The following is a 21,807-nucleotide window of genomic DNA, read 5'->3' on the forward strand; positions in this document are numbered from 1 at the left end:
TTTTGGAATTTCAGTTCGACACAGCTTATTCCATATTATTTCACTTGTTTCTGTACCCATTCCTTCACAAATTGAAGAGCTGTCATTAACTTTTCAGGATTTTTACCGCCAGCCTGGGCACGATTTGGACGACCTCCGCCTCCGCCACCACAAATTTGAGCAACTTCTTTTATTAATTTACCCGCATGGAAACCCAGTTTAACATAATCCGCCGAAACTGTTGCCACAAACTGTACTTTGCCTTCATCTTTCATGCCAAGCACAATAATGCCTGAAGTGATCTTTGCCTGTAACTCATCCATGATCTGCTGTAGTTCTTCGCTACTTTGTGCATCGACTGGAGTGCTTAATACAGGAACACCTGAAACTTCGACTCTTTGATCCACTAATTGTTTGGAGACATCCTGACGGACCTTATTCCGCAGTTCTTGTTTTTCCTGTTGTAACTCTTTCACTTGCAAAAGCAATTGATCAATACGTCTTAACGGTGATTGACCTGGTTTTACTTTTAGTAATTGGGCCGCTTCTTGTAGCTGTGAGAGTTGTTCATGCACATATTCATATGCATAACGCCCTGTAACGGCCTCGATTCTTCGAATCCCAGAGCCAATACCACCCTCATGAATAATATGAAAATTGCCGATCTCAGCTGTGGCTGTTACATGAGTACCACCGCATAATTCCAGGCTAAAATCTCCAATTCTGACAACCCGTACCTCTTTGCCATACTTTTCACCAAACAGAGCCATTGCACCCATTGCTCTTGCTTCGGAAAGGGAACGAATCGAAGTCTCTACTTTAGTATTCTCCCATATTTGTTCGTTTACTCTTCGTTCCACTTCCTTTAATTCTTCCGCTGTCATGGAACCAATATGTGAAAAGTCAAACCTAAGTCTTTTTGCCTCTACCAAAGAACCCGCTTGTGCTACATGATCACCAAGTACATCACGCAATGCTCGATGAAGTAGATGGGTAGCAGTGTGATTTTTGATAATATCTTGTCTAAGTTTTGTATCTACTTCAGCAGTCACTTGTTCTCCTTGACGGACAATCCCTTTCTCAACGACAACCGTATGAATGTGTTCTCCATGAGGTCCTTTTTGCACCTCTATCACACGTAGCTTCGCTCCTTGCTTACTTATCATATAGCCATGATCGCCAACTTGACCGCCACTTTCCGCATAGAAAGGTGTTTCTTCCAATAGCACAAATCCTTGATTTCCGGCACCGAGCATGTCAACACGTTGATCTTCAAATAGAATCGCGATAATTTGTGTCTCATTCGTTAGCTTTTCATAACCACAAAAACGGCTCTCTAGGTTTAATTCAGCAAAAATACCTCCTTGCACTTTCATGCTATCAATATTTTCACGAGCTTCACGCGCTCTCGTACGCTGTCTCTCCATCTCTTGCTCAAAACCAACCCGATCCACACTTAATTGGTGCTCACGTGCAAAATCCTCTGTTAAATCAAAAGGAAAACCATAAGTATCATACAATTTAAATGCATCTCTTCCTGAAATCTCATTGCCACCACTTTTCTGCAAATCGGATACCCATTGTTCAAGGATTTGCAGACCTTCACCTAAGGTTTCTAGGAAACGTTCCTCTTCACCACGAATCACACGTTCAATAAACTCTTTCTTTTCCAACGGCTCAGGATAGTAGTCGTTCATAATCTTGCCAACAACTTCTGTCAACTGATAGAGAAATGGACGGCGCATCCCCAATTTACGACCATATCGAACCGCTCGACGTAATAAACGTCTAAGCACGTACCCACGACCTTCATTAGAAGGTAAAACTCCATCTCCAACAGCAAATACAATGGTACGTATATGGTCAGCAATTACTTTAAAGGCAATATCTCTTTCTTGATCCTCACCATATGCTTTACCTACTTGTTCTGCGATTTGTCCAATGATTGGTTGAAATAAATCTGTATCATAGTTGGTGGTCACATTTTGCAAAACAGATGCCATTCTTTCCAATCCCATACCTGTATCTATATTTTTCTTAGGTAGGGGTGTATATGAACCATCTGGATTATGATTAAATTGTGAGAAAACAAGGTTCCATATTTCAAGAAAACGTTCATTTTCACCGCCCGGATAGCATTCCGGGTCTGTGAGGTCACCAAATTCTTCTCCACGATCATAGAAGATTTCTGTATTCGGTCCACAAGGTCCCTCTCCAATATCCCAGAAATTCTCTTTCAGCTTAACAATTCTTTCTCTAGGTAATCCAGCGATTTCTTGCCAGTATTGAAATGCTTCCTCGTCATCTGGATAAATGGTGACCGATAAACGATCAGGATCAAAACCAATCCATTTAGGACTCGTTAAAAATTCCCATGCCCAAGTTATAGCTTCTTTTTTAAAATACTCTCCTATTGAAAAATTCCCTAACATTTCAAAAAAAGTATGATGGCGCGCTGTATAACCTACATTCTCAATATCATTTGTTCGAATTGATTTCTGTGCATTAACAATACGTGGATTATCAGGGATAATACGACCATCAAAATATTTTTTTAATGTAGCTACGCCACTATTTATCCAAAGTAAGCTCGGATCATCTACTGGAACTAATGACGCACTCGGTTCTATCTGATGGTTCTTTTCTTTAAAAAACTCTAGATATTTCTTTCGAATTTCACTCGCTTTCATTCAAATCACCTTCGTTTCACATTCATTAAAATAAAAAAAACCTTCCATCCCTCATCAAAGGGACGAGAAGTTTTCCCGCGGTACCACCCTTATTACCATGCACAACATGGTCACTTACTTTGTCGTTAACGGGACAAAACCGGCACTCGTCCATTTAAAGCAAGAATTAGCATGACTTATCTTTGATCGAGAAGGTTTTTCAGCCTTGAACCTTCATCTCTGACGACCGACACGATAAATCTAGATTCTTTTAGCCGATTGCATACAAGCCTATTATAGCGATTTTCGGTTGGTATTCAAACCTTTATCCGAACATAATGCGCTAAAATATGTTGACCGATTACCTTCCCGATTGCAAAAATCGGAACGGCTAGAATAAGCCCCCAAACACCCCCAACCTCTCCACCTACTAAAAGTGCAAATATAATCGTTAATGGATGCATATGTAGTGTTTTTCCTACGATCTGTGGAGAGAGAACATTTCCTTCGATGATTTGTACAATTAAATTTACAATCAGCACGGAGATGAGCAGTTTGGTTGAAACAGTAAACGCGACAAAAGCTGCCGGAAGAGCCCCAAGGAAAGGGCCAAGATACGGAATTACATTGCAGATCGCCACAACCAAAGCTAAGATCATCGGATAAGGTAAACCGATAAAAAGATATCCAAAATAAACAAATAAACCAACAACGATACTAACTAATAACTGACCGCGGATATAATTTCCCAAGGCTCGGTCAATATCGCGACATAATCGAGTAATCTCTTTTCTCTTTTGCTGGGGTAATAAATTAATTAATCCGCGTTCAAGCTGATTACTATCGCGCATCATATAAAAAGCTAAAAAAGGGATGATGATAATAAAGAAAAGATGATTGATGGTATTCCCAATTCCCTCCATCATATGATCTACCCAATGTCCAATTCCCCCTTCCATTTTCGTAAGGGAACGTTGAACAGCATTTTGGATACTATCAGGTAAAATATCTCGACTATGATGGTTATACTCATGAATCATGTATTGTATTTGTTGATTCCATCGCGGTAGATGTTCAATTAACTCATTCAATTGCTGTTCAAAAAGTGGCAGCATATTGATGATGACGACCATGACAGATGTAATAAACAAAGAGTAGATTGCTAAAACTGCAATCCAACGTGGAATTCCTTTTTGACTGAGTAAATTTACGATAGGATTTAGTAAATAGGAGATGATTAAAGCGATTAGAAACGGACTGATCACAGCTTCCAGAAAACGAAAAATACTTGTTAAGTAGGGACTCATTTTAAATAATAAATAAAGAATTGCTAAGGTACTTAATGTGATCAGGGCAATGATTAATAAACGCCACTCCTTCATCTCCTATCCCTCCTCCTTCATATGATGGACTACCCTTAACATACGGAAAAAGAGGGGGATTTATTACCACCTTATCGTTGAATCTTTACTGAAGAGATTAATTCATTAAATGGATCATCATCGGTAAAAATAACTTGACTACAACCACTTAAGGTAATCGATTTTCCTTCATAATCCCTGTGTTCAAACAGCGTAAATTTTTTCACTCCACAATCAGCTTTAGCTGCTGAGGTTAGATCATTCATCTCATCACCAATATAAACAGTATCTTGACAAAATTTCATTGTTTTCCCTGTGAAATTGGGGTTTTCATAAAGTGTTACACAGTGCGCTGAAGAATTCTTTATTGTTTGCTTTTTCAACTTACTAACAGTTGGGCTTTCTTTACTACTACAAGCAGAGCCCACTATACCGATTAAAAGAATCACGATAAAAGAAAGATATCTGAATCTCTTCAAATGGATAGCCCTCGCTTTCACTTTTTTATTTTTTAAACAAAGCTAAATACTCGCCATAACCTTCTTGCTCTAACTGATCCACAGGAATAAAACGCAACGCAGCTGAGTTAATACAATATCGTAAACCAGTTGGGGCTGGGCCATCGTCAAAAACATGCCCTAAATGCGAATCGGCTTCCTGACTCCTCACTTCTGTTCGAATCATGCCGATACTTGTATCCACTTTTTCCGCTAACTTTTTCCCAGTAATTGGCTTTGTAAAGCTAGGCCAACCACATCCAGCGTCAAACTTATCCAATGAACTAAATAAAGGCTCACCTGATACCACGTCAACATAGATCCCATCTTCTTTATGATCCCAATATTCATTTTGAAAAGGTGGCTCTGTGCCATTCTCTTGTGTCACGTGATATTGCATGGGTGATAATTTTTTTTTATTTTTCATGTGTATATCTCCTTTTATTTAAATTAATTATATCACGATGGATCATGATAAAAGAGCTAGAGGCATGCCCCTAGCTCTTTTACATTATGCCATCCACAGACGGCGAATCATTCTGCGACCCATCATTGCTTTTCCGGCCATTTTGCCATAACGCCTCAGTAAACGTAGCGTATCACTACGATTACGACGCATCATAGCACGACCGGCCATCAATGCAGCCCCACCGATCAGCAGTGTAGTGATTAGTCTCATGATTCTCCCCCTCTGTTTTGGCCTACATCGAAATCGTACCGTCATCATGCAAAAACAGATCGTTTAATGAGCTAAGACTGCCATCCTCTTCAATTTGGTAAATTGAAGAAATACGATTTTGCTGGTCAGTAGTTAATTCGATAAAACAATGCCAACAATAAAGTTGATTTGTTCCAACTTTCCCCAGGTCGTGAGAGTGGCAATTTGGACAGCGTAACAAGCCTTTGTTCCCTTCTTTCACAACATCTAAGATTGGACACTATCGTTAGGAGCGACGAGTACTTCTTTGCCCCATCTCAAAGGGGACGAAGTTCGATACAACGTACGTCCGGTTGTCAAATCGCTGATCAACCCTTCCGATAGTTCATACCCTACTATCGTGCCCATCTCCTCCTGGAAATAGACATTTTTCACCCGACCTAATTCAGAGCCATTCTCTGAAATCAAAAGTCGATCTTGAAATGAATACATACCAGTACGAACTGAAGTCCAGTCTAGATGTTCATCGGGAACGTTTTGAACCTGTTTTTGACTTACCACTATAACTGCGTCCGCTCCAATGGTAAAATCCTCTTTTGCCACATATCGTTTGCGACGTAACCAGCTATTTTCTTCCAGCAAAATCCCTTGTAAGTGAGCCTGTTTATCAAACAGAAGATCACTCACCAGCCCAAGCTCAGTACCTGTTTCCGCATCAATCACGGTCAGACCGACCACTTCCTGGGAGTTGCGCAAAAGGAATCTCCTCCTTTCGCTACCCATAGTATAAGCAGATAAGGATCATGCATATGCAGGGAGATGATTACCAATCCGCCAAGATCAGCTCAGTTAATTGACTATTTCTCTGTTGACTCATACCCTTCTTCACTCCATGTGCAAAAGCTAATTGTTCCCCACATAAAATAAGATAGGAGGTACTGCGTGTAATACCCGTGTAAATCAAATTACGTTTTAACATATGTCGATATGTATGTAACACAGGTAAGATAACAATCGCAAATTCCGAACCCTGCGCCTTATGGACAGAACACGCATAAGCTAGCTGGATCTGATTCAACTGTGTCCTACGATATGGAACTTCTAGTTGATCATATCGTACCCAACAAACAGGCTCATCGGCTGAAGCATCTTCTTGAATGGAGATAATTAAGCCCATATCCCCGTTATATACAGGGTGGTCAGTATGATTCACAAGCTGTAATACCTTATCGCCAAGACGAAATGTGGTCTCACCAAATTGAATCTCTCTTTTCATTTCATCGGCAGGATTGACAACTGCTTGAATCTCTTGATTTAATCGATTAACTCCTGCGGGGCCTTTATAGACAGGGGCTAATACTTGTACATCTTGAAGTGTATAGCCACGTTGGATCGCATTATGATACGTTTGTACAACGACTCGCACTGCTTGATTTGAGTTACATGAAAAAAACCTTCGATCTGTTAACGGAGTTAATAAATCATCTGGCACTATGCCTTCTTTTACTGCGTGCGCCAACTGGATAATAGAAGAACCTTCAGCTTGCCGATAAATTTCGTTTAATTCCATCCGTGGTATTTGCTCAACTTCAAGCAAATGTTGCAGTACCTGTCCAGGTCCAACTGAAGGTAATTGATTTTGATCTCCGACAAGAATGACTTTCATACCATCAGGGATCGAACGAAACAATTGATTTGCTAACCAGATATCCAACATAGATACTTCATCTACGATTAATAGTTCACCTGCAATAGGTGCTTGACTATGATGTTCAAAACCAGCTCCATCATAACCAAGTAACCGATGAATAGTCATAGCGGGTAAACCTGTAGCTTCAGCCATCCGTTTTGCTGCACGCCCTGTGGGGGCAGCCAGACGAATCGGGAAAGATCGATCTTCTCCATAGTCATCTGGATCGAGCGAACACTCATTAAGACGAGCATATAACTGACAGATTCCTTTGATTACAGTTGTTTTCCCTGTTCCAGGACCACCTGTCAAGATCATTAAAGAGGACGAAAGCGCCATTTGCAATGCATCTCGCTGTTTGTCTGCATATGAAATCCCGCTTTCTTCCTCCCAATCGCCAATTTCTCGATAAATCTCTGCAGTCGAAAAATTTTGCTCTGTCTCCTGCTCAAGTAATTCCTTCACGCGTTTTGCTAGCCCAAATTCGGCATAGTAGAGACTTGGAAGATAAATTCGATTCTCTTCAATCATTACTTCCTGTTCTATAATTAACTCCTCGATACTCGCAGATCGTACTTCAGAAGAAAAAAGCTCCAAACTATTTTCACCCAATAAACCATCCAGTTGCTGATCAATTTCTTCCTGTGTCAAAAAAACATGACCTGCATTCATTGCTGACTCTTGCAATAAATACAAAACAGCCGCTTGATAGCGACGTGGTGAGTTTTCTGCAATCCCCTGTTTTCTTGCAATCTCATCTGCTCGATGAAAACCGATTCCTTCAATATCTCCAATCAGTTGATATGGGTCTTCTTCAATGATTTGAATTGTTTCTTGTTTATATGTTTGCACGATTTTTAATGCCATAATGGGTCCAAACCCATATTCATATAAAAAGACAAGTGTTCTCTCTAATGCAATATGCTCTTCTAAACCAGAGCGCACAATCGCAATCTGCCCCTCAGTTAATCCTGGTACGCCTTCTAACAATTCAGGTTTTACTGCTAAACGCTCCAGCGTCTGCTCACCAATCGAATCAACAATCTTTTTTGCTGTTTTCTGGCCGACACCTGGAAAAAGATCACCAGAAAGGTACTTAATAACAGCTTCTCTTCGTTTTGGAAGCTCCTTTTCGATCCGTTCCACTTGAAATTGTTCACCAAATTTGGGATGAGTACGCCATGTTCCATAACAGCGATAATTTTCTTCTTCATGTAAACGTAGAAAATATCCCACGATCATGGTATGATCTTTATCCCATTCACCCTCAGCCTGATGAATTCGAAATAGATAGACACCATAATGATTCTCTTCGTTATAGTAGATTTGACGCACAACTGACCCAGTGATCGAGAATGTGCCTGTATTCGACTCAAGTTGGCTACGCTCCATGCCATCCCAACCTTATATTATTCCTCTTTTATTTCACCCAGGATTGACTCCATTGCGCATTCTGTCGAGCAATAATCGCTATGATTGATATCTGGCTGTCGCTCTTGTAGTTCAATCGGGTCATATTCATGTTCACAAAATTTGCATCGATTCATCTGAACAACTTTGGACAATCCTTCTTCTAGTTGCTTACTTCCTACTTGATCCAACTGTAAAAATTGGATAATGAACTCCTTTAGTGATTGATCATCTCCAAAATAAGTGGGATCTTCATTTGCATAGCGACGAGGGTTCCACCAAGCCCAACGACCATCAGAAAGATGAGTAATATAAAAATCATCTACGACCAACTCAGAAGCTCTTTCCAAGCGATCAAAGTCAGGAAAACCTAATTCAGCAGCCAGATTTTCTATGAGTGCTCGGTCGACTTCATCGCGCATCAAACGCCAATCAATATTATCAACTGCTGCTTCCCACTTTTCCATTTTATTCATTGAATGTAGGTTCACCGTTCCCCTGCCCTTTCCTTACTTTCAAGAATATCGCAAATATTATTCAGCTTTTTTGACAGAGTATCATTTACCTTTATAAAAAGTCGCTTTATCTCAAAACAATTTTTCTTGGTAAATCCATCTGTCACTACATTTATATCTGTCTGTATTAATTGTATTTTAGCAAACATTTGTGATCAGACGTTGGTAAATTTTCGAAATCTCTTTTGCTGTTATCAAAAGTTGTTCTTGTGTTGTTCCCCAACCAAAACTAAAGCGAATGGCCGTCTGAATCCGTTCTTCATCAAGCTTCATCGCCTTTAATACATGTGAAACTTCTAATGTACCTGATGTACAAGCAGAACCACTTGCACAAGCAATTCCTGCTAAATCGAGATTCATGAGCATCACTTCGGTTTGCATACCAGGAAAACTTAGATTCAAAATATGTGATAATGATTGATTCAAGTCACCATTCACTTCATATGGAACTTCTAGTTGATCTAGAAAGGCATCTCTTAATCGAGACATTTGTTTGATATGATCGGCTCGAAATTGGCTTGCCAGTTCTATTGCTTTTCCAAAACCTACAATCCCTGATACATTTTCTGTTCCTGGTCTTCTGCGCCTTTCCTGAGTACCACCAAACTGCCTCGGTGACCAATTTAGATTGTCTTTTAAATAAAGTGCACCTACTCCTTTGGGGCCATTGATTTTATGTGCAGAAATGGTTAATAGATCAACATGCATGGAGGCTAGATCAAGTTCTACCATACCTATCGCCTGTACTGCATCACTATGAAAAGGAATTTGATGCTGGCTTGCAATCTGACCGATTTCTGCGATGGGTTGTAACACGCCAGTTTCATTATTTGCCCACATGATAGAGATCAGTGCTGTATCTGAAGTGATCGCTTGTTCTATATGAAATGGATCAACTTTACCTGTATGATCCACAGGTATATATGTTACCTTAAAGCCTATCTTTTCTAAATGATGGCAAGCATCTAGTACAGCATGATGCTCAATGGTTGAGGTAATGATATGTTTTTTTCCAATTGCTGCCTGTGCTTGAGCCATCCCTATAATAGCCAAATTATCCGCTTCTGTTCCTCCACTGGTAAAAATAATCTGTTGCGGTTTTACCTGCAATGCTTCAGCTACCAAACGCCTAGATTGTTCAATACCCGCACGAGCTTCCCTACCAAATTGATGAAGACTAGAAGGGTTGCCAAATTGTTGATCAAAGTAGGGTAACATAGCTTGTTTTACCTCTGGATGAAGTGGCGTTGTGGCAGCATGATCCAGATAGATAAACACCTTATCACCTCCTGGCTTTATGATCAGAAAGAATGTATTTATTTAGATTCTACTATATGTAAAACATATATTTATCATCTTCTTGACCGTTGGATGAAAAGTTAATGAGATGAGCCAAGGTTGTTGTGTCTAGTTCTTGTCGGATTGCATCTCGCAATCGCTTCCACAAGTCACGGCGAGCTGCATTCTCTTCTTCTTCAAAATCGACGGGTCGCAAAGGTCCTTCTAATACACGTATAATATCACCTGCTGTAATCTCTTCAGGCGATTTCGCTAACTTATACCCGCCATATGCACCACGTACACTCCTTACCAAACCTGCATTACGAAGCGGTGCAATCAGTTGTTCAAGATAGTGTTCCGAAAGATCATGCCGTTCAGCAACACTTTTTAACGGAACTGGTCCATTTCCATAATTGCTTGCAAGATCCATCATAATTGTAAGGCCATAGCGACCTTTCGTCGATATTTTCATTACATTCAACCTCTTTCGTAAAATGGGCTCTTCTTTTCATATCAAGTAGCTTGTTGTACTCATACATCCCTTAACATTGATCGAAATGAAAAGCATTTAAGCAACCTGGATAGATTGATAACTTATTTCTATTATATGTATATCACCTATCTTGTAACAACTGTTGCAACCATAGGTTACACTTATGCAGAAAAAATTGTACGCAAGGGCCAATGGTACAGGCAATGACTAGGGTTCCAATAAAAACTTTTCCACCTAAAAGCCAGCCAATCGTAACAACAATTATTTCCATAATCGTGCGTACGGAGCGAATCGACAGATTGAATCGCTTGGAAAATTCTAACATCAAGCCATCTCGAGGGCCTGATCCATAACTTGGCGATAAGTACAGTGCTGCGCCAAAAGCAATGGTGATAATTCCTAGAAACAGCCAAATAATCTGTAACCATAATGTATGGGCAACAGGAATCCAATCACTTCTCAAGAAGAGATCCATGAGTAGACCAATCAAAAGTAGATTGAAAATCGTTCCCCATTTTAGTAGACTGCGATTTAGAAAAAGCAATCCGATAGTAGCTACAAGACTGACCAGAAAATTGGCTGTACCAATCGAGAGAGATGTGACATTACTGAGACCTGTATTTAAAACATCCCATGATCCTACACCTAACTTCGCTTGGATTGTAAAGGTAACACCCAATGATACCAAAGATAGTCCTACAAAGAAAAAAAGACTGCGCCAAAAATGTTTGCGAACGGAACACCTAATTTGCACCGCTCTCCCTCACTCTCAAACACTTGCACGATCCGTTTTATTATAGCGAAGAGATCATCTATTTTCCATAAAAAATAATAATCTTTCGTATTTAAGCGAAGAATGGAGTCTAATATATAATGGATTTATTTTCATATCAATATCATAAAAAAAATCAATCTGATCAACCTTTAGCAATTCGAATGAGACCCAAACATATTGATCAATTAGTTGGACAACAACATATCATCGGCTCCGGAAAATTACTGAAGCGAATGATCGAAGCAGATCGACTATCATCCATGATTTTTTATGGACCACCTGGGACTGGAAAAACAACTTTAGCACAATTGATTGCCAATGAATCAAAAGCAACTTTTATTTCTTTACATGCTGTCACTACCAGTGTGAAAGAAGTTCGTCAAGTTACAGAGGCTGCGCGAGAGCGATTACACTTCAATCAAGAACGTACCATTCTCTTTATCGATGAAATTCATCGTTTTAATCGAGCCCAACAAGATTCTCTACTAAAAGATATAGAAGAAGGCTCTATCCTATTTATAGGTGCAACAACTGAAAATCCATTTGTGACGATTAACTCTGCATTACTTTCACGAGTGCGACTTTTTGAGCTAGCCCCACTCACTCCAATAGAACTACAAACGATCTTAGAACGAGCTATAACAGATGAGGAGCAAGGCATTGGTCATCTTCATGTATCCCTGACTGACGAAGCATGGGAACACATTTTGTTACATTCTGGTGGAGATAGTCGCCGAGCCTTGCAAACATTAGAACTAGCAGCGTTAACCACACCTGCCGACCAGGAAGGAAAACGCTTGCTCAATCTAGAGATAATCGAAGATTCCATGCAACAAAAGGCGGTTCGTTATGATCGAGCAGGTGATCAGCACTATGATACCATTTCAGCCTTTATCAAGAGCATGCGTGGTTCTGATCCTGATGCTGCTCTCTACTATCTTGCGAAAATGTTAAAGGCTGGTGAAGATCCTCTCTTTATCGCAAGAAGAATTGTGATTCAAGCTGCTGAAGATGTTGGAATGGCTGATCCTCGAGCCCTATTAATCGCAACTGCTGCCGCGCAAGCTGTGCAATTTGTCGGATTGCCTGAAGCACAAATTCCCATGGCAGAAGCTGTTGTCTATTTGGCCACAGCTCCCAAAAGTAACTCAGTATATGAAGGAATCAATAAAGCTATGCAAACCGTTGCCGAAGAAAACTTAGGAATGGTTCCTCATCATTTGCGTGACACTCACTTCAAAGGGAAAAGCGAGCAAGCCAAAAAAGAAGAATATCAATATCCACACAACTATCCACGTGCCTATGTTCAGCAGCAATATCTCCCGGATGAACACATAGATAAGACTTTTTACCATCCCTCAGATCATGGCTATGAACAACGAATCCAACAGTTTCTAAGCTGGATGAGGGAATAAATAACCCACCCCGCTGAGTCACCGATGGAGACTCAGCGGGGTGGGATTACTCTAATTGTTATTCATTCAATCGAATTAGGAAAACAAGGTTGACTTAGTTGTCACAACAAGCTAGAAGGCGATCCTCACTATTAGCAAGGGCAGCAACTGATGCACTTACCGTGGGTACTACACCACCGGTCAGCGGGAACTGATGTTGAACACCCCTGACAGTTAAAGGACTTGTAGTGAATCACGATTCCAAGGAGTACTCTGAACACAATCCATCCTATTCTGTGCACCCCAACTATAGGGGTTCCAACACAAATGCTGTGTTGGAGATTGGCAAACTTACTTCTATTCTACTTATTTCGAAATAAAATGCAATCGAATGTATGTCCTGATACAAACGAGTATCCGAACATGCAACGAAATCAGTTTAACGATTTTGGACTGCTTTTTGAATTGTCTCTTTGACCGAATCTATTACTATTCCCGCCCCTTGATCAAGTAACTGTACCGCCAATTCGCGGCCCACTTGTACAGGGTCGTCCCCTTCTATGACTCCTTGAAATGTCTTGGAGCCATCAGGCTCAGCTACCATGCCTGTCAAACGAACACGTCCTTCTATTACTTGTCCATGTGCAGCAATTGGCAAATGACAACCACCTTGAAAGAGTTGTTGAAAAGACCGTTCTGCTGCTATCACCTTCGCCGTCTCCGCATGATGAAGCAAGGAGAGGATTTGTCCTAATTCATCATCTTGTTCCCGACATTCGATCATTAATGCTCCTTGACCAATTGCCGGTGTCATGATATCGACAGAAATCCGTTCTGAAATCTTTTCCGTCCAACCCAGTCGCTTTAACCCTGCTGTTGCTAACACTGTCGCGTCAAAAGAACCTTCATTCATTTTACGAATCCGTGTATCAATATTTCCCCGAATGGATTCAACAATCAAATCAGATCGGTATGCTAAAATCTGCGCTTGTCTGCGAAGGCTACTCGTGCCAATAACGGCCCCGGATGGTAGCGAATCTAAACTTTGATTTCCCTTAGAGATCAAACAATCACGTGCATCCTCTCGAATCGGTATGCAGCCAATCTTCAATCCTGGTGGAAGTTCTGCTGGCACATCCTTCATACTATGTACAGCAAAATCGATCTCTCCATCCAGTAATGCTCGTTCGATCTCCTTTAGAAAAAGACCTTTACCACCTATTTTCGACAAGGGGATATTCGATTTCTGCATTAGGTCTCCTTTTGTAACAATCACCTTTGTCTTGATCTCAAGGTGAGGAACTACTTCCTTCAATTGATTGATCACCCAGTTTGTTTGTGTGACGGCTAATTCACTGCCTCTTGTTCCTACGGTCAATGACCTCATTATGTCAACCCCGTTCATGCAAATATTGAGGCTCATTATATCATAGGTTTGGAAACAGTTTAAATTTGTTTCGTGACAAAATGTTAACGCTGCTTAACCCATCATCTTATTAATGATGGATGGTACCTGATTCCAGTTACGAATTCGATCCATCTGATAAGGAAGATCGCGGTTATAAGTTGCATCTATAATCACAGCCGGAATACCATCTCGGTCATAGCGTTCTAAATGATCAGGAGCATCTTCAAAACAAAGATCAAGTTGTAGTTTTGTTGCAACTTTTGACTTATTTCTGGCATCCATGATCAGCCGATGATCATGGTAAGGAAAATGATAGTGCTGTAACCACCACTTTGTTACTTTTTTCACTTCTGGTAATGAAGGTCTCGCTGTAACATAATAAATCTGATGACCCTTTTCTTGCAGTTGATTGAGTACCTCTGCTGCATCAGGGAATGGCTTTCCTTGCTCATATATCTGCCCCTCCAGCTGTCTCCACATCACCTTACCCTCAGAAGGTGTCATTTCATAAGCTTGATCTAAATAAAATTCAACAACTTCTTCTGCCCGTACATTTTTATCTAATTTTTTATTAAAAAGCTCTACTGCAATCCGATGTGTATCGACAATCGTTCCATCGATATCGACACCTAAACGTAAAACGCTCATACCATCACCTCTTTTTTCAACGCAATGTTTATATTTTTTACATGTCAACAAAGCCTATTCCTTATTTACAGCAACTTTGAAATTCATGATTGTAGCAATCTATATTTTTATAAAACCTTTACATATAGAGTAAGAAGCATAGAATCTTCTACTTCTATTCTCATTCTCGCTTGGTTTTTTGATATCCAATTGAGTAAAAAGATCATTATTTTGCCTATTAATCGTTTACCCAAAGTGAACCCTCACATTGGTACACATAAAAAAAGAGCCCCCGGGAATGCCGTGGACTCCTTCGTTTTGAACCTGCTCTCAAGCAGGTGGGTGTCCTACATCTGCTGTCCGCGATTCCAAGAATGGCTTCAACTCCAGACAGATGACCCGAACTCCCGTTAAAAAGGTGTTGGCTCAAAACGTAAAGGATAAAACGTACATCTCAGGGTCTCTTTTATTGCCCTTATTTTACCATGATCAACAAAGATTCGCAAGATCAAGCATCATGTTCACGATAGGGTAGCCGAAATCCTATCCAGAATGGAGATTCTTGTACTTACTCTTAGGCTTTCCTCACATTATTTCCGAAGTCGAATGTGTAACTCTTTTAATTGGTCAGCATCGACAGCAGCAGGGGCCTCCGTTAATGGATCATATGCTTGTGCTGTTTTTGGAAAGGCAATGGTTTCTCGCAAATTTTGTTGTCCTGTCAAGATCATCATAATCCGATCAAAACCAAAGGCTACACCCCCGTGTGGTGGCGCTCCATATTCAAAAGCCTCTAGTAAGAAACCAAACTTCTCAGATGCTTCTGTTTCAGAGATTTGCAGTACCTGAAAGATCTTTTCTTGAATCTCACGTTGGTAAATTCGCTGACTTCCGCTCGATAACTCATACCCATTGAGCACGAGATCATCGCATTCCGCACGAACCAATCCAGGATCAGTACCCAATAAGGGAATATCTTCTTTTCTTGGCATCGTAAAAGGATGATGCATGGAATCATATCGATTTGTCTCTTCATTCCATTCAAATAATGGAAAATCAGTAATCCAGACAAACTGAAACTGCTTTTCATCGATTAAGTTAAGCGTTCTGCCCAGTCGTAGGCGGATTTCACCTAGCATACGTGCTACGTTTTGTTTCGAGTCAGCTGCAAAAAAGAGTAAATCACCTGCCTCTACATCGGCAACTTGCTGAATTGCTTGTAATTCTTCAGGTGTGAGAAATTTAACGATGGGTCCCTTGGGTTGCCCATCTTTAAAGGTTATCCACGCTAATCCTTTTGCACCTAAAGACTGCGCTATCTCTCCCCACGCATCGATTTCTTTACGAGTAAAATTGGCTCCTCCCTTCACATTTATTGTTTTCACTTGACCGCCTTTTTCAATGGCAGAGGCGAATACCTTAAATGAAGTACCTTGCAAAGTTTCCGTTAAATCGATTAACTCAAGTCCAAATCTTAAATCAGGTTTATCAGAACCAAAACGCTCCATCGCCTCATGATACGTAAGTCTAGGGAAAGGAGCTTGAACCGTCACGCCGATTGTCTCTTGAAAGAGAACCTGAAACATCTTTTCCATAATCCCTTGTAACTCTGTCCGTTCCATAAAGGATGTTTCAATATCAATCTGTGTAAACTCCGGCTGACGATCCGCTCGTAAATCCTCATCACGGAAACAGCGTGTAATCTGAAAATAGCGCTCAAACCCAGCAACCATCAGTAATTGTTTAAACAATTGAGGCGACTGTGGCAGTGCATAAAATGTTCCTTCATGCAATCGACTGGGTACAAGATAATCTCTTGCGCCTTCTGGTGTGCTTTTGGTCAACATTGGTGTTTCAATCTCTAAAAATCCATGCTGGTCTAAGAATTGTCGTACCACTTGTAATGCCCGATGACGAATCTTGATATTTTTTTGCATCTGAGGACGACGGAGATCTAGATAACGATGTTTCATTCGTAGCGTCTCGTCAACATCTGTTCCATCCTCGATAAGAAAAGGAGGTGTTTTCGACGGATTAAAAAGATATACTTGCTCACCCTGAATTTCAATTTCTCCTGTTGTTAACTTTGGGTTTACAGTATCTGGCGAACGCTTGACTACCGTTCCTGTAACGGATAACACATATTCATTACGAGCTTGACTTGCTAATTCTATCGCTTCAGTAGAAATATCTGGATTAAAAACAACTTGAACAAGACCTGTGTGATCACGGAGATCTAGAAAAATTAAGCCTCCAAAATCACGTCGTCTTTGTACCCAACCATTAACCGTAACCTGTGTTCCTACTGTTTCAGTAGTTAACTGTTTTGTAAAATGTGATCGAAAATGATGTCCCACTTATATAACACTCCTTTGTTCTTTGACATAATGAATGACTTGTTCAAGTCCGATCATGATTTGTTGACCATCTTGAAGGTTTTTCACTGCAACCTTTTCAGCTGCAAGTTCTTCTTCGCCTATAATGAGCGCAAATTTAGCCTGTAAGCGATCAGCAGCTTTTAATTGCGCTTTCATCTTACGACCTAGGTAATCTACTTCCGCAGTCAATCCAGCTTGCCGCAGACGTTGTAATAAAGAGACTGCTGCCTTTTTTGTCTGATGATCAAATGTGATCAAGTAACAATCGATTCCTGCGTGATCAGTTGGGCCACAAGATTGTTTTTCACAAGCTAACATGACGCGTTCTAATCCAAGAGCAAATCCAATTCCTGGCATATCAGGGCCACCAATCTCGCCAACCAATTGATTATAGCGTCCCCCTCCGCCAATTGTTCCAGCTTGTGCCCCCTCGATTTCGGTATAAAACTCAAAGGCCGTCAAGGTATAGTAATCAAGCCCTCTCACTAGTAGGGGATCGACTACATACTGAATACTGAGATCAGATAAATATTGTTGTAGCAGCTCAAAATGCTCTGCTGCTTCTTTGCTAAGGCTATTCAAAATGGATGGAACTTCTGTTAACAGCTCACGGGTCGCTGGGTCTTTACTATCCAAAATGCGTAATGGATTACGATGTAATCGAGAACGATCGATTGCTGATAACTGCTGCTCATATGGGGTGAAATAATCGATGAGCCTTTGGCGATACCTTGGACGTGATTCGGCATCACCTACACTATTAATTTGAACGACAACATTTTGTAAACCAAGTGAAGCGAAGAAGCTCATTCCTAAAGAAATCACTTCCGCATCTAATGCTGGATCAAGACTACCAAATGCTTCGGCTCCAAATTGATGAAACTGCCTTGTTCTTCCTGCTTGAGGATTCTCATAGCGAAACATCGGCCCCAGATAATAAAGTTTAGTAGGTTGCGGATCAGCATATAACTTATGCTCTACATAACTACGAACGATCCCAGCCGTTCCTTCAGGTCTCAGCGAGAGGGATCTTTTTCCTCGATCCGTAAATGTATACATTTCTTTCTCTACAATATCGGTGGTTTCCCCCACACTACGGGCAAACAATTCACTATGTTCAAAGATTGGTGTCCTCATTTCCCTATAGTTAAAAGTACGTGTGATCTCACGAACTTTTTCTTCCATCCAGTGCCATTTCTCAATATTTGCTCCAAAGATATCAGATGTTCCCCGTGGTAAACGGTACATGGTCAACACTCCCTTCAAAATAATAAAAACCCTCGTCCGCAAAGGGACGAGAGTTGAATTCCCGTGGTTCCACCCTGATTGAAAACTACATACAGTCTTCCACTCAAGCCTGTTAACGCCAGTCTACGTTCTAGCCTACTGATGTAAGATTACATGTTCAGCAAGAAAATCTCCGGGTGTCTTTCCTTACGTCAGTTCAAAGAGCTGCTTTCAGCCAAGGCAACTCCTCTCTGCTAGAGCTAAACGTAATTACTTTCCCATCATCGAATCATATTCAAATTCAATACATCATACTGTACTGATTCGCCATAGTCTTGTCAAGGGATGGTTCCCACAAATTTCATATTTTTTGCCTACATCCATTTAAAAAAAGGCTATCCTAAATAAAACAAATCGTAAATGAATATGAAAGGAGATTGTTTCATGAAAACAATGATTATCCTAGGTAGTATCAACATGGCTTTTGCTATCGCCCTTGGAGCATTTGGAGCTCACGGTCTTGAAGGTCGTGTTTCTGAACGAATGATCGCAAATTGGCAAACAGGGGCACATTATCATCTCATTCATGCCTTAGCAATTGTTGTTGTAGGTTTACTCTTTTTAAAGGCAGGTATACATACTTCTTGGCTTTCGCTCGCAGGGTGGACATTTTTCGCAGGTATCCTTTTCTTTTCTGGAAGCTTATATCTAATGGCTTTAACTGGTGTAACAAAGTTAGGCATGATCACTCCGATTGGCGGAGTTGCTTTTATTGTTGGATGGATCTTTGTGACCATCTTCGCTTCAAAGTATGTTAGCTAGTTCAAAGGTATTCCTTTTAAAATAGGTATTCCTTTTAAAATAGGATTACCTATTTTTTTAGTGGTGGTGAATACATATTGCTTTCATCTATATCTCCTAAATTGGGTAATAAAATAGGATTTAGCTTGACTGGCTGTTCTGTCTTTGGCCAAGAGCGGTCAAAGTGAAATTTGCCCCAACGCGCTTTTTCTTGCTCATATAGTGCACGGACGATAAAAGGATCTTTTTGCTCACTATCAGCTTTCAACCAAAGACAAGCATAATGATGTTTAAAATGTAAAAAATCATCAGCATCCAAAAGATCAAGCCAATTACTCCAATGTTCAGCATCTTCTTGATGGTGACTGCGAAATATCATTTTATTTGGAAAAACAATATTTAAAAATATCCGCATCCCTTCGGGCAGATCAAACCAAGAATGGACAGCTAATGCCGCTTTCACATTAATTTTCCAGGCTCGTACCATTAACATCATCATGACACGAGTTGCATATCCTCCAGCATCATCCAAGATTAAATTTATATTGACTCTATCCTCTGGCTCTAATTCACGTTGATGGAGAATGGAATGATAAAGAAGCGTGATTAGCATATTTCCCGCAAACTCACTTACATCAATGCCATAATCCCATCGACCACATTGAAAAGCGACAACTGCTTTCTCTTCCAACAGTGCTTTTTTTAGATGAATGGTCCTTGGATGGCAGAGTGTCTTCGCTACTCGGTCCACAGTGAGTAAACGATCAAAAACGTTAATAATGGGTGCAATATTGGTCACATAGTAACGTGGATTCCGCATTAACTGGATTCGTTCAATCCAAAAACGACGAATCGGAGAATCTTTGGGCAATGCTTGAATTAGATGAAGGCGATATTTTTCATTTGATAATACTTCTTTAATATGCCTTAAATCGATAGCTGGAACCGCTTTTTTCCATGAAGGTGATACTTCTCTAACTTTCCGTAAGCCTAGTAAAGCTTGTTGTAGAAAATCCATATTCTTAATCTTACCAGCGAAAGGTGGATCGAAAATCGAAATAAAATCTTCGATCATCATTTCGGCTGGATGCTCATCATTTGCTAAAAAATTAATCCCATATTCACCAGGGTGATCCATATCAATGATATATACTTTTTTATAGTCAGGAACAAATTGTAAAATGTTCATTAGATCATGAGCTTGACTACTAATAATCAAAGCGCCTTCATCTTCCCGTGCAAGCCAATGAGAAGCATGTTGCCCCAACGTTGTTGTTTTACCTGTCCCATTTGTGCCGACCACAAGCAGATTTTGCCCCCACATTGCATCATTCAAACCTACCCTCACTCCTTCTTCGGTTACGGCAATGGGTGAATTGACTTCATCACCAGTCGGCAAACCTTGGGGAATAGGTAGTCTTCTATGCTGAAATCGACTTATTCCTCTCACTCTTAGGTTTGAAGTTGGAAACTGAAGCAGTAGTGCGAGCTGATATGATGCAAACCGTAATTTAGGACCTAGTAAAAAGGATGGGGCCTGAAGTTTTACCAAACTCCACCAAATATTTCTAAACCATTCGCGGATTTTAAAGCGAAGTAACTTTTCAGAGATAATCTTATTATTGGCTACATCAACCTCTCCAAAAGTAGCAATCATCCCTTGTAATAAACTTGCATTTGAAGCAAATAGACGAATCTCAACATCATAGATGGAGCCACCGATTTTCGATAAACGATTTCTTGTCTGTTGATCAAGTTGTTTATCAGGACTGAGTGGATGTAAGATAAACTGAATCCCACCTTCTCCCTCTAACTCATCAAGTATTTGCAGCAATGAATCAGCTAGATTTTTTTTATGTTCCAGCTTCCCATCTTTTACTTCAATGGTACGCAGTGAATATGACCAATGACGTTCAAACTGTAATTGGCGAAACTGATTGGGTAGTCTTTCATCCACAGCATCTTCCACTGATTCAAAACGAGCATGGATATAGACTGTTCGAAGGTTTTTCATAATCAAGTCCATTAAATCTGAAGGCGCACTAAGATAAATCTCCTTTGCTCCATTCTGGTCCATCCTGATTTCCCAGCTAAAAAATCGTGCTCCAAATACATAGTATTGCCATGAGAAAGTGGGTAACAAAATGTTATTTAAAAAATCAAAGAAATGGATGATCTCAGCCGAAGTCTCTTCTTTTGTCCGTGGAAGCACAACACGAACCCGCTTCATATTCCTTGAGGCTTGCATAAAAAAATAGAGTCGTAAACAGTAGGAAAGGATGTGAATAGTAAGATAAACAAATATTGGTATCAATATCCATAAATAATGAATCCAATCTAGTTTCTTTCCAACGAATTGTTGAGAAAACAAGTAATAAGAAATCGCACCTGTTACCAAACTTGTGAGCAAAATTTTGATGACAAAATGTATTTGCTGAATCCGATGTCGCGTTAGAGCGATTCCAATAATCGTCCCAATACCACCACCTAATAATGATGTGATCAGTAAGGCACTCTCTGAAATTCTCCAACTCTCTTTCTCTGCTTGTCTCTTATCAAGGATGATCAAGCTAAACCCCAGCAAGCTCATCACAATATAATAGATCAATAGGAAATTTTCCGATGTTAACATAGACTGACACAT

The 21,807-nt window shown here is 40.3% G+C and carries 19 protein-coding genes, 1 other RNA gene and 1 other annotated feature; of the genes, 2 read left to right on the plus strand and 18 right to left on the minus strand.

Annotated elements, in window-relative coordinates:
• Positions 1-35: 35 nt before the first annotated feature.
• The 12 genes from alaS to BUB71_RS07470 form a co-directional block, all read right to left on the minus strand.
• The gene (gene alaS, locus BUB71_RS07420; RefSeq protein WP_073154211.1) at positions 36-2,669 is read right to left on the minus strand and encodes an alanine--tRNA ligase; all 2,634 of its coding nucleotides are present in this window, start codon (positions 2,667-2,669) and stop codon (positions 36-38) included.
• Between the two features lie 296 nt (positions 2,670-2,965).
• The gene (locus BUB71_RS07425) at positions 2,966-4,030 is read right to left on the minus strand and encodes an AI-2E family transporter (RefSeq protein ID WP_073154212.1); all 1,065 of its coding nucleotides are present in this window, start codon (positions 4,028-4,030) and stop codon (positions 2,966-2,968) included.
• A gap of 71 nt (positions 4,031-4,101) precedes the next feature.
• Positions 4,102-4,488, minus strand: a complete 387-nt coding sequence (locus BUB71_RS07430; RefSeq protein WP_139279021.1) for a beta/gamma crystallin-related protein — start codon at positions 4,486-4,488, stop codon at positions 4,102-4,104.
• Positions 4,489-4,513: 25 nt separating this feature from the next.
• Complete coding sequence (msrB, locus tag BUB71_RS07435) at positions 4,514-4,933, minus strand: peptide-methionine (R)-S-oxide reductase MsrB (protein WP_073154214.1); 420 nt, start codon at positions 4,931-4,933, stop codon at positions 4,514-4,516.
• 84 nt (positions 4,934-5,017) lie between these two features.
• On the minus strand, positions 5,018-5,185 hold the full coding sequence (locus BUB71_RS19510) for a hypothetical protein (protein ID WP_175552313.1): 168 nt from the start codon (positions 5,183-5,185) through the stop codon (positions 5,018-5,020).
• A gap of 22 nt (positions 5,186-5,207) precedes the next feature.
• On the minus strand, positions 5,208-5,405 hold the full coding sequence (locus BUB71_RS19980) for a hypothetical protein (RefSeq protein WP_073154215.1): 198 nt from the start codon (positions 5,403-5,405) through the stop codon (positions 5,208-5,210).
• Between the two features lie 26 nt (positions 5,406-5,431).
• Entirely contained in the window at positions 5,432-5,920 is a 489-nt protein-coding gene (locus tag BUB71_RS07445; protein WP_073154216.1) for a PRC-barrel domain-containing protein, read from the minus strand.
• A gap of 67 nt (positions 5,921-5,987) precedes the next feature.
• Positions 5,988-8,246 carry an SF1B family DNA helicase RecD2 gene (recD2, locus tag BUB71_RS07450; protein ID WP_073154217.1) on the minus strand — a complete coding sequence of 753 codons (2,259 nt, stop codon included), beginning with the start codon at positions 8,244-8,246 and terminating at the stop codon, positions 5,988-5,990.
• A gap of 17 nt (positions 8,247-8,263) precedes the next feature.
• Positions 8,264-8,755: a hypothetical protein gene (locus tag BUB71_RS07455; RefSeq protein ID WP_073154218.1), complete on the minus strand. Its 492-nt coding sequence runs from the start codon at positions 8,753-8,755 to the stop codon at positions 8,264-8,266.
• A 162-nt stretch (positions 8,756-8,917) separates the two neighbouring features.
• Positions 8,918-10,057, minus strand: coding sequence for a cysteine desulfurase family protein (locus BUB71_RS07460; protein ID WP_073154219.1), 1,140 nt, complete (start codon positions 10,055-10,057; stop codon positions 8,918-8,920).
• A gap of 52 nt (positions 10,058-10,109) precedes the next feature.
• Positions 10,110-10,532 (minus strand): cysteine metabolism transcriptional regulator CymR, encoded by a 423-nt coding sequence (cymR, locus tag BUB71_RS07465; protein WP_073154220.1) that lies wholly within the window; start codon positions 10,530-10,532, stop codon positions 10,110-10,112.
• A gap of 142 nt (positions 10,533-10,674) precedes the next feature.
• Positions 10,675-11,307, minus strand: coding sequence for a YczE/YyaS/YitT family protein (locus BUB71_RS07470; protein WP_084731252.1), 633 nt, complete (start codon positions 11,305-11,307; stop codon positions 10,675-10,677).
• Between the two features lie 119 nt (positions 11,308-11,426).
• Between BUB71_RS07470 and BUB71_RS07475 the strand changes: the two genes are divergently transcribed.
• A complete protein-coding gene (locus BUB71_RS07475) occupies positions 11,427-12,743 on the plus strand; it encodes a replication-associated recombination protein A (RefSeq protein WP_073154221.1) in 1,317 nt (438 codons plus the stop codon).
• 418 nt (positions 12,744-13,161) lie between these two features.
• On the opposite strand, the gene hemC is transcribed toward BUB71_RS07475, so the two are convergent.
• From hemC to hisS, 5 genes are all read right to left on the minus strand, one after another.
• Entirely contained in the window at positions 13,162-14,109 is a 948-nt protein-coding gene (gene hemC / locus BUB71_RS07480; protein WP_073154222.1) for a hydroxymethylbilane synthase, read from the minus strand.
• Between the two features lie 93 nt (positions 14,110-14,202).
• Positions 14,203-14,778 (minus strand): 5' nucleotidase, NT5C type, encoded by a 576-nt coding sequence (locus tag BUB71_RS07485; protein WP_073154223.1) that lies wholly within the window; start codon positions 14,776-14,778, stop codon positions 14,203-14,205.
• 264 nt (positions 14,779-15,042) lie between these two features.
• Positions 15,043-15,221, minus strand: a non-coding RNA gene (ssrS, locus tag BUB71_RS07490) — 6S RNA.
• A gap of 126 nt (positions 15,222-15,347) precedes the next feature.
• Positions 15,348-17,114 (minus strand): aspartate--tRNA ligase, encoded by a 1,767-nt coding sequence (gene aspS, locus BUB71_RS07495; protein WP_073154224.1) that lies wholly within the window; start codon positions 17,112-17,114, stop codon positions 15,348-15,350.
• On the minus strand, positions 17,115-18,383 hold the full coding sequence (gene hisS / locus BUB71_RS07500) for a histidine--tRNA ligase (RefSeq protein ID WP_073154225.1): 1,269 nt from the start codon (positions 18,381-18,383) through the stop codon (positions 17,115-17,117).
• 39 nt (positions 18,384-18,422) lie between these two features.
• Positions 18,423-18,656, minus strand: a binding site (T-box leader).
• A 150-nt stretch (positions 18,657-18,806) separates the two neighbouring features.
• Here hisS and BUB71_RS07505 point away from each other — a divergent pair.
• Positions 18,807-19,184 (plus strand): DUF423 domain-containing protein, encoded by a 378-nt coding sequence (locus BUB71_RS07505; RefSeq protein ID WP_073154226.1) that lies wholly within the window; start codon positions 18,807-18,809, stop codon positions 19,182-19,184.
• Positions 19,185-19,233: 49 nt separating this feature from the next.
• Here BUB71_RS07505 and BUB71_RS07510 read toward each other — a convergent pair whose 3' ends face one another.
• A complete protein-coding gene (locus BUB71_RS07510) occupies positions 19,234-21,795 on the minus strand; it encodes a DUF1294 domain-containing protein (protein WP_073154227.1) in 2,562 nt (853 codons plus the stop codon).
• Positions 21,796-21,807 lie beyond the last annotated feature (12 nt).

The sequence above is a fragment of the Seinonella peptonophila genome (assembly GCF_900129355.1).
Taxonomy (GTDB): Bacteria; Bacillota; Bacilli; order Thermoactinomycetales; family Thermoactinomycetaceae; genus Seinonella; species Seinonella peptonophila.